Annotated in this window: 18 protein-coding genes; 6 read left to right on the top strand and 12 right to left on the bottom strand. The window is 53.4% G+C overall.

Features of this window, described 5'->3' with window-relative positions:
• Positions 1–40: 40 nt before the first annotated feature.
• Positions 41–133: a stress response membrane protein YncL gene (yncL, locus tag SK51_RS24490; protein ID WP_071524166.1), complete on the bottom strand. Its 93-nt coding sequence runs from the start codon at positions 131–133 to the stop codon at positions 41–43.
• Positions 134–503: 370 nt separating this feature from the next.
• Here yncL and SK51_RS18000 point away from each other — a divergent pair, with 370 nt between their 5' ends.
• A complete protein-coding gene (locus tag SK51_RS18000; RefSeq protein WP_022647775.1) occupies positions 504–752 on the top strand; it encodes a GlsB/YeaQ/YmgE family stress response membrane protein in 249 nt (82 codons plus the stop codon).
• Between the two features lie 53 nt (positions 753–805).
• Here the strand turns inward: SK51_RS18000 and yoaJ are convergent, their stop codons facing one another.
• From yoaJ to SK51_RS17990, 3 genes are read right to left on the bottom strand one after another with little or no spacing between them, the layout of a single operon-like run.
• Positions 806–880: a protein YoaJ gene (gene yoaJ / locus SK51_RS25915; RefSeq protein WP_071785224.1), complete on the bottom strand. Its 75-nt coding sequence runs from the start codon at positions 878–880 to the stop codon at positions 806–808.
• Positions 881–979 carry a YoaK family small membrane protein gene (locus SK51_RS25355; protein ID WP_015570793.1) on the bottom strand — a complete coding sequence of 33 codons (99 nt, stop codon included), beginning with the start codon at positions 977–979 and terminating at the stop codon, positions 881–883.
• Between the two features lie 45 nt (positions 980–1,024).
• The gene (locus SK51_RS17990; protein ID WP_022647776.1) at positions 1,025–2,053 is read right to left on the bottom strand and encodes a sensor domain-containing diguanylate cyclase; all 1,029 of its coding nucleotides are present in this window, start codon (positions 2,051–2,053) and stop codon (positions 1,025–1,027) included.
• Between the two features lie 313 nt (positions 2,054–2,366).
• On the opposite strand from SK51_RS17990, the gene SK51_RS25035 reads away from it, so the two are divergent.
• Together SK51_RS25035 and SK51_RS17985 are read left to right on the top strand one after the other, a co-directional pair.
• Entirely contained in the window at positions 2,367–2,621 is a 255-nt protein-coding gene (locus SK51_RS25035) for a putative hemolysin (RefSeq protein ID WP_082193726.1), read from the top strand.
• 80 nt (positions 2,622–2,701) lie between these two features.
• Positions 2,702–3,007, top strand: a complete 306-nt coding sequence (locus tag SK51_RS17985; RefSeq protein WP_022647778.1) for a hypothetical protein — start codon at positions 2,702–2,704, stop codon at positions 3,005–3,007.
• Here the strand turns inward: SK51_RS17985 and SK51_RS17980 are convergent, their stop codons facing one another.
• The gene (locus tag SK51_RS17980) at positions 3,008–3,352 is read right to left on the bottom strand and encodes a DUF488 domain-containing protein (protein WP_022647779.1); all 345 of its coding nucleotides are present in this window, start codon (positions 3,350–3,352) and stop codon (positions 3,008–3,010) included.
• 150 nt (positions 3,353–3,502) lie between these two features.
• Between SK51_RS17980 and SK51_RS17975 the strand changes: the two genes are divergently transcribed.
• On the top strand, positions 3,503–4,210 hold the full coding sequence (locus SK51_RS17975; RefSeq protein ID WP_022647780.1) for a CTP synthase C-terminal region-related (seleno)protein: 708 nt from the start codon (positions 3,503–3,505) through the stop codon (positions 4,208–4,210).
• Between the two features lie 31 nt (positions 4,211–4,241).
• Here the strand turns inward: SK51_RS17975 and SK51_RS17970 are convergent, their stop codons facing one another.
• Positions 4,242–5,429 (bottom strand): CynX/NimT family MFS transporter, encoded by a 1,188-nt coding sequence (locus SK51_RS17970; protein WP_023305888.1) that lies wholly within the window; start codon positions 5,427–5,429, stop codon positions 4,242–4,244.
• A gap of 99 nt (positions 5,430–5,528) precedes the next feature.
• On the opposite strand from SK51_RS17970, the gene SK51_RS17965 reads away from it, so the two are divergent.
• Positions 5,529–6,320 (top strand): AraC family transcriptional regulator, encoded by a 792-nt coding sequence (locus SK51_RS17965; RefSeq protein WP_023305889.1) that lies wholly within the window; start codon positions 5,529–5,531, stop codon positions 6,318–6,320.
• Here SK51_RS17965 and SK51_RS17960 read toward each other — a convergent pair.
• The 3 genes from SK51_RS17960 to SK51_RS17950 all read right to left on the bottom strand — a co-directional run bounded on the left by SK51_RS17960 (position 6,304) and on the right by SK51_RS17950 (position 10,240).
• The gene (locus tag SK51_RS17960) at positions 6,304–6,750 is read right to left on the bottom strand and encodes a DUF441 domain-containing protein (RefSeq protein ID WP_003857881.1); all 447 of its coding nucleotides are present in this window, start codon (positions 6,748–6,750) and stop codon (positions 6,304–6,306) included. The genes SK51_RS17965 and SK51_RS17960 overlap by 17 nt on opposite strands.
• A 106-nt stretch (positions 6,751–6,856) precedes the next feature.
• Positions 6,857–8,893 (bottom strand): glycoside hydrolase family 31 protein, encoded by a 2,037-nt coding sequence (locus tag SK51_RS17955; RefSeq protein WP_023305890.1) that lies wholly within the window; start codon positions 8,891–8,893, stop codon positions 6,857–6,859.
• 15 nt (positions 8,894–8,908) lie between these two features.
• Positions 8,909–10,240, bottom strand: coding sequence for a glycoside-pentoside-hexuronide (GPH):cation symporter (locus SK51_RS17950; protein WP_023305891.1), 1,332 nt, complete (start codon positions 10,238–10,240; stop codon positions 8,909–8,911).
• A gap of 284 nt (positions 10,241–10,524) precedes the next feature.
• On the opposite strand from SK51_RS17950, the gene yoaI reads away from it, so the two are divergent.
• On the top strand, positions 10,525–10,626 hold the full coding sequence (gene yoaI, locus SK51_RS25690; protein WP_017384693.1) for a small membrane protein YoaI: 102 nt from the start codon (positions 10,525–10,527) through the stop codon (positions 10,624–10,626).
• A gap of 20 nt (positions 10,627–10,646) precedes the next feature.
• On the opposite strand, the gene SK51_RS17945 is transcribed toward yoaI, so the two are convergent.
• The 3 genes from SK51_RS17945 to SK51_RS24470 all read right to left on the bottom strand — a co-directional run bounded on the left by SK51_RS17945 (position 10,647) and on the right by SK51_RS24470 (position 12,747).
• Complete coding sequence (locus SK51_RS17945) at positions 10,647–11,147, bottom strand: YbaK/prolyl-tRNA synthetase associated domain-containing protein (RefSeq protein WP_032676324.1); 501 nt, start codon at positions 11,145–11,147, stop codon at positions 10,647–10,649.
• Between the two features lie 219 nt (positions 11,148–11,366).
• On the bottom strand, positions 11,367–12,509 hold the full coding sequence (locus SK51_RS17940; protein WP_048206904.1) for a phage integrase Arm DNA-binding domain-containing protein: 1,143 nt from the start codon (positions 12,507–12,509) through the stop codon (positions 11,367–11,369).
• The gene (locus tag SK51_RS24470; RefSeq protein ID WP_022650818.1) at positions 12,484–12,747 is read right to left on the bottom strand and encodes an excisionase; all 264 of its coding nucleotides are present in this window, start codon (positions 12,745–12,747) and stop codon (positions 12,484–12,486) included. The genes SK51_RS17940 and SK51_RS24470 overlap by 26 nt, the downstream gene beginning before the upstream one ends.
• Between the last annotated feature and the right edge of the window lie 13 nt (positions 12,748–12,760).

The raw sequence follows: 12,760 nt of genomic DNA, 5'->3' as shown, positions 1-12,760 counted from the left end.
CGTAATTGAAAGGAAAGCCACCATGCCGACTCATTACATCTCAGAACCACTCAAACCGTGTTGAGAGCAGTAACAGTAGCGTACTGGCAGAAACAAGATTAAGGCAGATGACGAACTTGCTCGATACGTTCATGTTATCAGATTCACTTTGCTGTTCAGTAGCCACAGAGAATAGCGGTTCACCTCATGGGAAAAAACGCCAGATTTTGGTGGGGTGAGGCAAAAAAAAGCCCACTAAAAAGTGGGCAAGAAATACTGGAAGCAATGTGAGCAATGTCGTACTGAATACCTGAGTGATTTGCTCAACTATTCAGTAATGAGAAAGATAATCTTTCTCAGTAAAAGATGCAACCCCACGATGAGTGTGGAACGGCAATTTTTATTGCTCAGATTTTACTCAAATGAACCGTGTGATTCTTATCACAAATTTCCTTTCTCAGATCCTGTGCTATCCTTTTCTGTGTCGTTGATTTAATGACAAAAACCATACAGAGAGGAAAGCTATGGGAATTTTATCCTGGATTATCTTTGGGCTGATTGCGGGGATCCTGGCGAAGTGGATTATGCCGGGCAAAGATGGCGGCGGTTTCATCGTCACGATCGTTCTGGGGATTGTGGGTGCAGTCGTCGGTGGCTGGATCAGTACCCTGTTCGGCTTTGGCAGAGTTGATGGCTTCAACTTCGGCAGCTTTGTCGTCGCGGTGATTGGCGCGCTGGTTGTTCTGTTTATCTACAGAAAAATCAAAAGCTAAATCTGACCTGTGTTAAAAAAGGCTGCCTGAGGGCGGCCTTTTTACTTTGGGCGTTACCACCAGCCTAACTGCGTACCGGCGACGGCCACGATGGCGACAATCAGCATGATGAGGGTCGTTTTTCTCATTTATGCCCCCGGCGCGGCGTAACCGCCAAGGAAAAACCAGCCTAAAAACACGACTGCCGTGATAAAAATAACCACCGGAAAGAGGATCCCTATTCTCATGCCATCACCTGTTTGAGTTTGTATAAGGCCGTAGAGTGTACGGTTTTAATCTAACGCGACAAAGCCTGTTTTGTTTTTTCCTTTTTTATCCTGATACATCGCGAGGTCTGCGGTGCGCAGGGCACTATCTTCATCTGTGCAGTGAGGATCAACAATAACGACGCCATAGCTTGCACCGGGATAGAGAATAGTGACATTACCTAACCCATATTCACCCGCGATACGGCCGTTGAGGCGGGTTTTGATAGCGTTGACCTCTGTGCTGGCGTCGCCATCATCGCTGTGACTCAGGCTGGCAACCAGAAATTCATCGCCGCCGAGCCGGCCGATAATTTCGTCCTGCGTTTGCTGGTGAGTCAGTCGATTGCCGACCTGAACGAGGAACCGATCGCCCGCTTCATGACCGTACTGATCATTGATTCGCTTGAAATCATCGAGGTCAATAAAGGCAATCATGACGTTGCGGTTAAGATGGCGCGCCAGTGAGAACAGGGTGGTAAGGTTTTCAAAAATGGCGCGACGATTCGGCAGGCCGGTAAGGGCGTCGGTGTAAGAGTGGGCAATGAGCGCCGCATTTGCTTCACGAAGCTGAAGCACAAGCGACTCTTTCTGAATGTACTGACCAATTAACCCGGCAAAGAGCCTGATCACCTGCTCGCCACGCTCGCTGAACTGTTTCTGTGCGGTGCTGGCAGCGCAAAGCGTGCCGTACAGAGAACCGTCAGCCAGGTGAACCGGCACGCTCATATAGGTTGTAATACCCAGTGCTTTTGCCGCTTCACACTCCGGCCAGCGGTCGGGCACCTCGTTACTGAACAAGGTGTCGCTATCCATGGCGCGCTTACAGAGCGTTTCGTCCCAGGGCACGCTGAACCCTTCCGGGATCTGCATTTGTTTGCTGTTACGGGCATATAAAATGTGCTGCAAACGCGCGTTGATATCGATTTTGGTCAGGTAGGTTGATTCCATATCCGTCACAATTTCCAGCATTTCCAGTAGCTGACGCACCAGACTGTCGAGAGATTGCTCGGTGGAGAGGGTTTCTGAAACACGGGCAAGAATGATATCTGACATGAGGCAGGTTGACTCCCATGCAGAAGACCTCTGTATCTGCATGTTATGCTGAAAATATAGACTCCGGTCATAGTAAAACATGAACTGGATTAATTTTATAGATTCTTCTGAAAGCGGATGAAGGAGAGGCTAAAAAAAAGCCCCGATGTTGAGATCGGGGCAAAACATCTTGATTATGGAATGATGTTCTCTGGTCAGAGTGAGAACAGACACCACTATAGGGATGAATCGTGCAGGTTTAATGGAGAAATCATGGAGAAAACGGCGATGACCCGTTACTCTGACGTTTTCAACACCCTGAAGGATCATGATAATGAAATATCTTCTCCTGGCGCTGGTTTTACCGCTGGCCGCATGCTCAACAAAGACACCTCCTCCTGATGCGCCTCAACCGCCGCACGCTATTGGTATGGCAAATCCGGCGTCAGTGTACTGTCTGGAGAAAGGGGGAGAGCAAATCCATGTACAAAGCCCGCAGGGCGTACGTACCGAGTGCAAATTGCCAGGCGGGGAAGTGATCGATGAATGGGATCTCTATCGCCGCGATCACCCGCAACCGACCAGATGACAACGGCAATAAAACTGCGATACACTTCTCTTTAGGATTATTCTTAGCCAGTTTCTGGCGGTACGTTTGCGAGAAGAAGTATGTTTCAGTTAAAACCGGGCAGCATGGCGATAATTGTGGGTGCGCGTACGACGGCGGGCCGTCGAAATATCGGTAAATCCGTGGAGCTGTTTGGCCTTTGTCAGCCGGGCCAGCGTTTTGTGAACCCGGTTAACGGCGTCATGACGCAATTACCTGATACATCAGCGCGTGCGCTGTGGCTGGTCACCGGTGATGTTTACGCCTTTGATAATCAGCACGGTTTTGCGTTTGTTCGCCCGGAACATTTGATGCCGCTTACTCCCGACGAGATGCCACACAACGTGGATGAGCTGGCAATCGGTTAATCACAGTTCACGCAGCCAGTCCGCCAGTACCCGCGCGTGATTCTGCTCCGTATTTTTCGCCCCATAGAGTAGCGTCACGGTCTGCTGTCGGGCGAGGGCCGCCAGGCGTTTGCCTTCATCCTGCTGCTGCGCCAGCTCTTTACGATAGGCTTCACTGAACGCGGTGAAATCGATCGTTTCACTGTGAAAGGCTTTCCGCAGTTCGCTGGACGGCGTTAGCGCTTTACACCACTCATCACAGGCGAGGTCGGTCTTTTTTATCCCTCGCGGCCAGAGTCTGTCTACCAGCACCCGGTAACCATCGTCTGACGTTGCCTGTTCATATACGCGCTTACATTGAATCATCCGTTTTCCTCCTACCGTGCGACGTTCGGCAAGAACACTATAGCACCCGGCGTTTAACCACCCAATTTAAGGTATTGTGATAATTGCAAAAGATCGGTAGTCTGAGGTTCCTTATGTTATCTGAAAATCCTCCGGCATAAGGAATCTCTCATGGAACTCTCCCCGGTTAAAACGACGCTGCGCATTGCGCTGGTTGGTGATTACAATCCCGATGTTATTGCGCACCAGGCGATCCCGCTGGCGATTGACGACGCCGCTGCGGTTCTGGATCTCACCGCTGATTATGACTGGCTCGCCACGCCTGAGCTGACCAACCCCGAAGACCTGGTCGGGTACGATGCCATCTGGCTGGTACCGGCAAGCCCGTATAAAAACACCGAGGCGGCGTTTATTGCCGCGCGTTACGCGCGTGAAAACAGCATCCCTTTTCTCGGCACCTGCGGCGGGTTCCAGCATGCGCTGATTGAGTATGCCCGTAATGTGCTGGGCTGGCACGATGCAGGCCATGCCGAAACCGATACCGAGGGGAGGATGGTGATTGCGCCGCTGGCCTGCTCGCTGGTGGAAAAAACCGACGCGATTGAGCTGCGGAACAACACGCTGATTGCCAAAGCGTACGGCAAGCCGGAAATTCAGGAAGGTTATCACTGCAATTACGGCGTCTCGTCTGAGTTTGCCAGCCAGCTTGAGCGGGGCGACATGCGCGTAACGGGCTGGGACGAGCAGGGCGAGATCCGCGCGGCAGAGCTGCTGACCCATCCTTTCTTTGTCATCACCCTGTTCCAGCATGAGCGGGCTGCGCTTCAAGGGCGCCCGGTGGTGCTGGTACAGGCCATGCTGCGGGCGGCGCAGGGATAAAAAAAGCAGACCGTCAGGTCTGCCTTGAATGTCAGCGGGGTGTGATCTCCCGGTCACGCCCGGCCAGCATGCCGCACAGGGCCATCACTACCGCAGCCAGCGCGCAGGCCAGCAGCGGAATGCGCCAGTCTCCGGCGGTATCGTGAATTTTCCCCATCAGCGGTGGGCCACAGGCCGCCAGCAGATAGCCAATCGACTGTGCCATGCCGGAGAGCGCGGCGGCCTGATGGGCCGAGCTGGCGCGCAGTCCGATAAACGTCAGGCCGAGGATCATGGTGGCGCCGGATCCAAAGCCAAACACCAGCGTCCAGACGACGGCCAGCCCCGGCGCGAACCAGAACCCGGCCGCACTGACGGCGCACATCAGAGCGACAAGCCCGGCTATGCCACGCTGATCGTTAAGACGGTGCAGGATCAGCGGAATGGCGAGACCGGGAACAGCGGTTGCCAGCTGGAGAAGTCCGTGCATGGAGCCAGCCTGCGTTTCGCTGTAGCCGTGGCTAAGTAAAATCGCGGGTAACCAGCCGATAATGACGTAGTAAATCAGCGAGTTAATGCCCAGAAAAAGCGTCACCTGCCAGGCGAGTGCGGAGCGCCAGATTGCCCGATTGTGCAACGCGCCCGCACCGGTCAGGGTGGCGGCCGGCCTCTGGCGCCATTGCGGTAACCACAGCAGCAGCGCCACCAGCGGGAAGAACATCAGCATCAACAGCGCCCCGTGCCAGCCACCACTCCCCAGCGACAGCGGGACGATCAGCGCCGACCCTGCGGCAGCGGCGGCCCCCATCGTCAGCGAATAAGCCCCCGTCAGTTTTGCGACCTGGCCCGGAAAATCACGTTTGATTAATCCGGGTAACAGGACATTGCCCAGCGCAATCCCACAGCCCACGATCGCCGTACCGATAAACAGCAGCGAGGCCGACGGCAGCGAACGTACGCCAATCCCGATGCAAATCAGCAGCAGAGCGATAAAAAGGCTGCGCTCCATGCCCAGGCGCCGGGCGACGCCTGCGGCAAGGGGAGAGATAAAGGCGAAGGCCAGCAGAGGCAGCGTTGTGAGCAGGCCGGTTTGCGCCGTGCTTAAGCCATAGTCCTGTCGGATGGTGTCGAGCAGGGGGGCGACCCCGGTAAAGGTGACGCGCAGCGTCGTGGCGATCATCAGGATGCCTGCAACCAGCAGCGCGCCCTGTTTCCCGGAAGGTTGAATAGCAGTAGTCATTATTGTCTCTTACGTTCAGGCGAGCGCATACCATACCGATTTAAGTCGTGGTTGAAATCAGGCTAAAATGACAGTTTATCGCTAATATCGGACAACTTTATGTATGGACTGGGACTCGACGGCTACGATCCCGATAGCCAGCACGACGCGGCGGTGGCCTTTCGCATCCGCGTGGTGGCACAAGAACAGTACATTCCGCTGCATCAGCACCGCAAAGGGCAGCTGATTATGGCGCTGGGAGGAGCGATCACCTGTGAAGTAGAGAACGCGATGCTGATGGTGCCGCCCCAGTATGCGGTGTGGATACCGGGTCAAACGCCGCACAGCAACAAGGCGACGCCCGGCGCGCAGCTCTGCCTGCTGTTTATTGAACCCGGTGCGCTCGAATTACCGACGCGTACCTGTACGTTGAAAATATCGCCCCTGGTGCGGGAGCTGGTGCTGGCGCTCGCGGACAGGTCACAGGAGGAACTGCCTCTTCCCGCTACCGGAAGGCTGGTTGACGTCCTGTTTGATGAACTGCCCCTGCAACCGCAGGAGCATCTCCAGCTGCCGGTATCTCCGCATCCGAAAATTCGTCTGATGAGTGAGACCATGGCAAACGAACCTGCCGCCTGGCAGACGCTGGCGCAGTGGGCCAGCCACTTTGCCATGAGCGAGCGCAATCTGGCGCGGCTGGTGGTGAAAGAGACCGGCTTAAGCTTTCGCCGCTGGCGACACCAGCTCCAGCTGATTGTCGCATTGCAGTTTTTGATCGGCGGAAAGTCGGTCCAGCAGGCGGCGCAGGCGCTGGGGTATGACTCCACCACCGCCTTTATCACCATGTTCAAAAAAGGACTGGGACAGACGCCCGCCCGCTATATCGCCAGCCTGACTACGACTTCCCGATAAACAGCGAAACCAGTCCGGCAGCAATCAGCGGGCCAACCGGCACGCCACGAAACAGCGCCACGCCTAACACGGTGCCCACCAGCAGCCCGGCCACCAGAGAAGGCTGGCTGCTCATCAGCGTCACGCCGCGCCCGCCAAGCCATGAGACAAAAACGCCCACTGCAATCGCCACCAGCGATTTCCAGTTCACAAAGGAGTGCAGCAGCGTTGAGGCCGGTAGCGTTCCGCTGGCAATCGGGGCCATCACACCGATGGTCAAAATAATGATCCCGATGGTAAGCCCCTGTTTTTCTATCCACGGGAAGAAGGTGTTCAACGGTGTGACGCGAACGATGATCAGGACCAGAATGGAAATCGCGACGGTGGTATTGTGGCTGACAAAACCCAGAGCAGCCAGGGCCAGAAGTATGAGTAGTGTAGGGTCGAACATGAGGGGATCCTTGCCAAAAATAGTAAGCCTGCTTACTTTACGCGCAAACGCGACGGCAGGCAGGCTTTACTGAAAAAATTGTCTATTTTTGGGCACTTGCCTGACGTCAGTCCACCAGTTGCTGGATAAGCGGACTCCCTTCGCGGATAAACACCGGGATGGTTTCCAGCGCCGCAGGCACCCGGATATGCTCCCCACCGGCGTAGCGCTCACCGTTGAGGGCGATCCAGCTATTGCCCGTCGGCAGCCAGACATCGCGCTCACGCTGACCGGCCTGCATAACCGGCGCCACCAGAAGATCTTCACCAAACAAATACTGATCTTCACACGCCCAGCTCTGCTTATCCTTCGGATAGTGCCAGAACAGCGGACGCATGAGCGGGTCTCCGTGCAGATGAGCCTGCCGGTACAACGCGTCAATATACGGGCGCAGGGTTTCGCGCACGGTAAGCCAGTGCTGCATGATGGCGTAATTCTCTTCTCCGTAACTCCACAGCTCATTAGGCGAACCGCTGTTACACTGAGGAATACCGTCACGGTAGCGCTCCGGAGGTTGGATCTGCGGTTCGCGATAGCCGTGCATGCGCAGTACCGGTGTAAACACCGCCCACTGGAACCAACGGATCAGCAATTCATGGAACGCCGGGTCGTTAACGTTCCCTCCCTGGAAGCCGCCGATATCGGTCGTCCACCATGGGATCCCCGCCAGCCCCATATTCAGTCCTGCGGCGAGTTGATTGCGAAAAGCATGGAACGAGGAGTGGACATCACCCGACCACGCCAGCACGCCGAAGCGTTGGCTGCCTGCCCAGGCGCAGCGTACCAGGTTAACAATGTCGGTTTCGCCGTTTGCCTGGAGCCCATCGTAAAAGCCCTGCGCAAAGTCACGCGGGTAGCGATTGCCCACTTCCAGTACCGGACCGGCGTGGTAGCGATAGTTGTCAAAATCATAGGCGCGGTATTCCGGCTCCGCTTCGTCCAGCCAGAACAGCTTAATGCCCATGTCGTAGTAATTTTTCTTCACCGTATCCCAGACGAATTTCCGCGCCTCAGGATGGGTCGCATCAAAGAAGGTGGTATTGCCCATAAAATCGAGGTTGACCTGCACGCCGCGCTCACTGCTGACAAGCCAGCCTTTGGCTTTCATCAGCGGGTAGAGGGGGCTGCGCGCCTCTACCGTTGGCCACACCGACACCATCAGCGCAATACCCATTTCGCGCAGCTCGTCGACCATGCCTTCAGGATCGGGCCAGTCTACGGGGTCGAAGCACCAGGTGCCCTGATTCGGCCAGTGGAAAAAGTCGATGACCATCACCGACAGCGGCAGATTACGGCGGCGATACTCCCGCGCAACCTCCAGCACCTCCTGCTGGGTGCGGTATCGCAATTTGCACTGCCACAGCCCGCTGATAAACGCCGGGGCGGGGGGCGGAGTACCGGTGGCTTTCACATACTGGCGGGTGATATCCGCCACCGTGTCAGCGGCGGTGATCCAGTAGTCCATCTCTCCTGTGACGCGGGCGCGCCATTCCGTCTGATTTTTTGCAAAGCTGGCTTCACCAATCGCCGGGTTGTTCCACAGCAGGCCATAGCCAAGGCTGGACTGCATAAAGGGCACGCTGGCCTGGGAGTTTCGCTGAGCCAGCTCCAGCGTACAGCCTTTCAGATCCAGCCACGGCTGTTGATACTGACCCATGCCATAGATGCGTTCATCCGGACGCGATTCAAACCGGACGGTGAGCTGATATTTGCCGCCCATCAGCGGTTTAAATTCGCGGCCATCCAGCTTCAGAGCGCTGACATATTTATCCTGACTCTTCTCGCTGGCACCGATACCCACCGTTGAACGCTGGCGCCACATCTCCTCCAGCAGCAGTTCGCCGCGCTGATTGTAGAAGGCCAACTGACCTTTAAGGTTCAGGGTCGCGGTAATATTGCCGTTGCGCAGCGTCAGGCTTTCCGCTTCGGCGACAATCTCGGCCTGGCAAGGGGTGGCGGGTAACAGTGCCTGTAAGGCGTCATCAAATGCCGGGGAGCAGGTGGCCCTGACGCGAAGACTGTTTTCTCCCCAGGGTTCGATGCGCAGGATCTGGTGTTCAAAACGCCATTCGATACAGTTGGAATGTTGAATCAGCTCACTCATGGATAATGCGTCCTTCTAAACAGGGTGTTTGGCGAGATGGATGGATTGCATTGTGCTGTCGTCGAGCTTGTACCAGCGCAGCGTGGCAAACGCGCAGAGCGACAAGATGCCAGGTACGACGGTGAAGAGGGCGATGATGCAGTACATGGCCGTGGTAGTTTGTTCCGGGGCATTGGCAACATAGCCGCTTAAGCCCAGCGTCCAGCCAACAATCGCGCCGCTGATCGCCATCCCCAGCTTGAGTACGGCGAGGAAGGTGGAGAAGATCACGCCGTCCATGCGTTTGCCCTGTTTCCATTCGCCGTAATCGGCGACATCCGCCATCATCACCCACATTAGCGTGGTGGTGGCCTGGTAAAGGGTGGAGACGATAAACGTCATGGGCACCAGAATAAGCACCGACTTAGGCGCAAAGAACAGGGCGATGCTGAGTACCCCCGCCAGTACGGAACAATATCCAAACATCTGCACTTTGCTGACGTTCTGCGTCAGACGTTTGGCCAGCGCGCTGCCTGCGGCTTTCCCGAGAATATGCGCCCCGAGCATCCACATAAAATAGCTTGCGCTACCGAGATAATAAGTGACGAAATACATCATTGCGCCAAGGCGAATAACGCCAAAACCAATATTGGTTAATACCAGGACGGCGACAACGCGCCATTGGTCGTTTCGTAATAAATCCCGTAGTTCCGCAAGATAATTATTGTGGGTGGCGGGAGCCTTAATACGTTCACGCGTATTCGCGAAGCAGATCCAGAACATGATCACCGCGACGGTCGCCATAATGGCCATCGCCCAGCGGTAGCCCAGTAATTTATCGTCGCCGCCTAAAAACTCTGCCAGCGGCATCATAAAGAATGTCGACAACGCGCCACCCAACGTGGCAAGGAAAAAGCGATAAGACTGAAGGGAAATTCGCGCATCGTTGTCGGGCGTAATTACCGCGCCCATGGAGCAATAGGGAATATTGATTGCGGTATACATCAGCATCATCAGGGTATAGCTGACGGTGGCGAAAATCATTTTACCGTGCAGGTCGAGCGACGCCGGCACGGCGTAGGTCAGCAGACAGCTTGCGCCAAAGGGCAGCGCCAGCCACAGCATCCAGGGGCGGAATTTTCCCCAGCGGGTACGCGTCCTGTCTGCGATATAGCCCATCGCCGGATCAATTATGGCATCGGCGGTTCTCGCCAGAAGAAACATAGTGCCCACGAATGCGGCAGGTAACCCCACCACGTCCGTATAGTAAAACGTCAGAAAAATAATGACGTTATCCAGCCCAATATGGCTCGCCATATCGCCTAACCCATAACTGATTTTTTCTTTACGGGTAATTATCTCGGTCATGGTATTCACCTTGCCAGTGTAAGGTTTATTTATGAGGTGCTCCGTAAACAAGGTTAACCATCATGAAAAGGTTAACAATTGCGAGATCTGGCATCGGGGTTACGTAAATTTCTTTTCGTGATACCGGTAACAAATAAAGTATTTAAACAGTGACTTTATATGGGGGAGGGGAGTTAACAGCGAATCGTTTCAGCGAAAAATCGTCATTTCGTGGACGCGTCATTGTCATTTAACTGTCATTATGCGGGAGTAAAAAAAGGGAAATGGGCAAGGCAGAGGGCAACATGAACGATCCTATGTTTGTCGAAACGCTGATTATCTCCTCATCGTTTTTTATCATCGCGATTATTTTGATTGCTTCCGTGCTGCTGCTGGAAAACGGCTGACCGTTAGCCAGCCTCTGTATTTATTGTTTACGGAACGACACCAGTTCAGGACGGGCGATACGCAGATAGTCCTGGGTATACATAATCACCGATTTTTCCAGCAGACCGGCGTTAAAGGCGATCTCGTCAAAGCGCTCAAACAGCAACGGATCGGCGACAAGCGTCAGATCCGGGTGAAAGCTGAAGGGGGGAATGGCGCCGAAAACGCAGCCGGTAAGCGCATCCACTTCGGCCGGACTGGCGAGAGATGCCTTAAGCCCTCCGAAATGGCTGGCCAGCAGGCTCAGATCGGCCTGCCGATCGGCGGCGAGGATTGCCAGAATATGTTTCTTAACGCCGTTGCCTTTTACCTTACAGACCAGCGCTTTTGCTCCCTGGCGGAGATCGGTCCCGCGAATTTCACTGACCGCTTCGCATTTCCCTACGGCCTCATGCGCCACCACACGAAAGCGCGCCTCCTGCTCGGTTAATAAGCTGATTAGCTGCTGATGGGTTGTCGTCCCGGTCACGTCATCAGACATAACGATTTCACCTGTGATTAGCCAATACGTAGCTTGCTACATTAGCACGGGAGGGAGAGGGCTGAAAGAAAACAGCCAGCGGGAGCGCTGGCTGTTGATTCATGCGTTGCTGGTGGAAGACTGTTTCTGGAGCAATTCGCTAAAATCTAAGTGATTGAATTTAATTCGTAAAACTCTTTCCCCAAAACATCCCCAAAATAATTCCCCAAAACTCCCTGTTTAAATCACAACTTTTTTCCATTCTAGACCACGATCATCTCCATACATTACGCTCATTGCTTCGGTTTTATGCCCTAAAAGAGTTTTGACATCTATACCCTGAGCTTTGTATGTTCTTGATGAAAGCGAGCGCTGTTCATGAAACGGCGGAAGGGCAGTGCAATCCTTAGGCCAGGTAATATTTGCTTTATCTCTTGCCTCCTTAAAATATCTTGATATTGTTTTTTCGGGAACGTGAGATCCCGCTTTACCGTAAGCGTGATGCTTAACATGGTGGATCAGATAAGGGCTCACTACTCTATCGCGACACTTACTAATAACATCAGCCAGAGTCAACCCGATTGCATCGCACTTTAAATTTAAGGGGATAGCTAACTTCATTCCGGTTTTATTTTGGGTAACATGAAGGTGATTATCCCAAATGTCACTAAACTTCATCTCGACTATGTCACCTATCCTTTGCCCGGTTACTAAAGCCAAAAGCATAGAATTTTGAGCACAAGGAGGTAAAGAGCCTGCGCTTTCAAAAATCAACTTCCATTGTTCAATGCTAAGTCTGCTTCGTTTCACTTTGGCTATTGGATTTTTTACAGCTAAGGCTGGGTTGTAGCCAGGATCAACCTCGCCAGCATGCTGCGCCTCTTTGAACACGTCGTTTAGTACGCTTCTTATCAGTTGGCCCATTCTGTGCTTTCCCTCTGCCTTATATTCATCAATAATTTTTGCAATGAGTCTTGTATCAACATCCTTCAGGCGAAGGTTTGGCACTCTATCTGCGAGGATCTGAGAACATAATCGTCTGGATTTTACAGTAGGGTTTTTTATCTCACCGTCACGCAACCTTTCCATCTGAATTTCGATGTATTTTTTAATCCACTCACAAACACGTATACCTTGATCCTTTTTCCCTGAGCTCTTCATTGCCATATCAATCAGAGCATAAGATTGCTGAGTTTCTTGTTCTGCGGTTATACGGTTCATCTCGATTGCAGCAGCTTTTGCCGCTTCCTCATCTGTTCCGAATCCAATAAATGAACCTGTTACAGGGTGGCGATATTGCCAATAAATTTTTGAAGTACGCTTATCTAACTTACAGTAAAGGTTGGGTATTTTGACATTATGTTTTCTGGGGCGAGCTGCCATTTATCGCTTTCTCCACTAACTGGCGGGCCTTGTCTGATAATGATGACGAAATATCAACACTGCCAACCATGCCAACAAAACGAGCATCTTCATCTATAACCCAGCGTCGACCTTGCTTTAAGGCTGGTGGATAAGTCTGTTTGGTCTTTGCTATTTTGTTTAATGCTGAGTTGCTTAATGGATATTTGAATCCATTAGGACCAGATGCCCACTCATGAAGTGTTACTAACTGCCCCATGCGTTTCTCTCCA

The organism is Enterobacter sp. MGH85 (genome assembly GCF_001037655.1).
In the GTDB taxonomy this organism is placed as follows: Bacteria; Pseudomonadota; Gammaproteobacteria; order Enterobacterales; family Enterobacteriaceae; genus Enterobacter; species Enterobacter intestinihominis.
The sequence above is the reverse complement of the archived record's forward strand: the minus strand, read 5'-3'. Positions and strand labels throughout refer to the sequence as shown.

Coding starts and splice junctions, on each gene's coding strand:
- yncL (WP_071524166.1), bottom strand. CDS start 133: ATGAACGTATCGAGCAAGTTCGTCATCTGCCTTAATCTTGTTTCTGCC.
- SK51_RS18000 (WP_022647775.1), top strand. CDS start 504: ATGGGAATTTTATCCTGGATTATCTTTGGGCTGATTGCGGGGATCCTG.
- SK51_RS25355 (WP_015570793.1), bottom strand. CDS start 979: ATGAGAATAGGGATCCTCTTTCCGGTGGTTATTTTTATCACGGCAGTC.
- SK51_RS17990 (WP_022647776.1), bottom strand. CDS start 2,053: ATGTCAGATATCATTCTTGCCCGTGTTTCAGAAACCCTCTCCACCGAG.
- SK51_RS25035 (WP_082193726.1), top strand. CDS start 2,367: ATGAAATATCTTCTCCTGGCGCTGGTTTTACCGCTGGCCGCATGCTCA.
- SK51_RS17985 (WP_022647778.1), top strand. CDS start 2,702: ATGTTTCAGTTAAAACCGGGCAGCATGGCGATAATTGTGGGTGCGCGT.
- SK51_RS17980 (WP_022647779.1), bottom strand. CDS start 3,352: ATGATTCAATGTAAGCGCGTATATGAACAGGCAACGTCAGACGATGGT.
- SK51_RS17975 (WP_022647780.1), top strand. CDS start 3,503: ATGGAACTCTCCCCGGTTAAAACGACGCTGCGCATTGCGCTGGTTGGT.
- SK51_RS17970 (WP_023305888.1), bottom strand. CDS start 5,429: ATGACTACTGCTATTCAACCTTCCGGGAAACAGGGCGCGCTGCTGGTT.
- SK51_RS17965 (WP_023305889.1), top strand. CDS start 5,529: ATGTATGGACTGGGACTCGACGGCTACGATCCCGATAGCCAGCACGAC.
- SK51_RS17960 (WP_003857881.1), bottom strand. CDS start 6,750: ATGTTCGACCCTACACTACTCATACTTCTGGCCCTGGCTGCTCTGGGT.
- SK51_RS17955 (WP_023305890.1), bottom strand. CDS start 8,893: ATGAGTGAGCTGATTCAACATTCCAACTGTATCGAATGGCGTTTTGAA.
- SK51_RS17950 (WP_023305891.1), bottom strand. CDS start 10,240: ATGACCGAGATAATTACCCGTAAAGAAAAAATCAGTTATGGGTTAGGC.
- yoaI (WP_017384693.1), top strand. CDS start 10,525: ATGAACGATCCTATGTTTGTCGAAACGCTGATTATCTCCTCATCGTTT.
- SK51_RS17945 (WP_032676324.1), bottom strand. CDS start 11,147: ATGTCTGATGACGTGACCGGGACGACAACCCATCAGCAGCTAATCAGC.
- SK51_RS17940 (WP_048206904.1), bottom strand. CDS start 12,509: ATGGCAGCTCGCCCCAGAAAACATAATGTCAAAATACCCAACCTTTAC.
- SK51_RS24470 (WP_022650818.1), bottom strand. CDS start 12,747: ATGGGGCAGTTAGTAACACTTCATGAGTGGGCATCTGGTCCTAATGGA.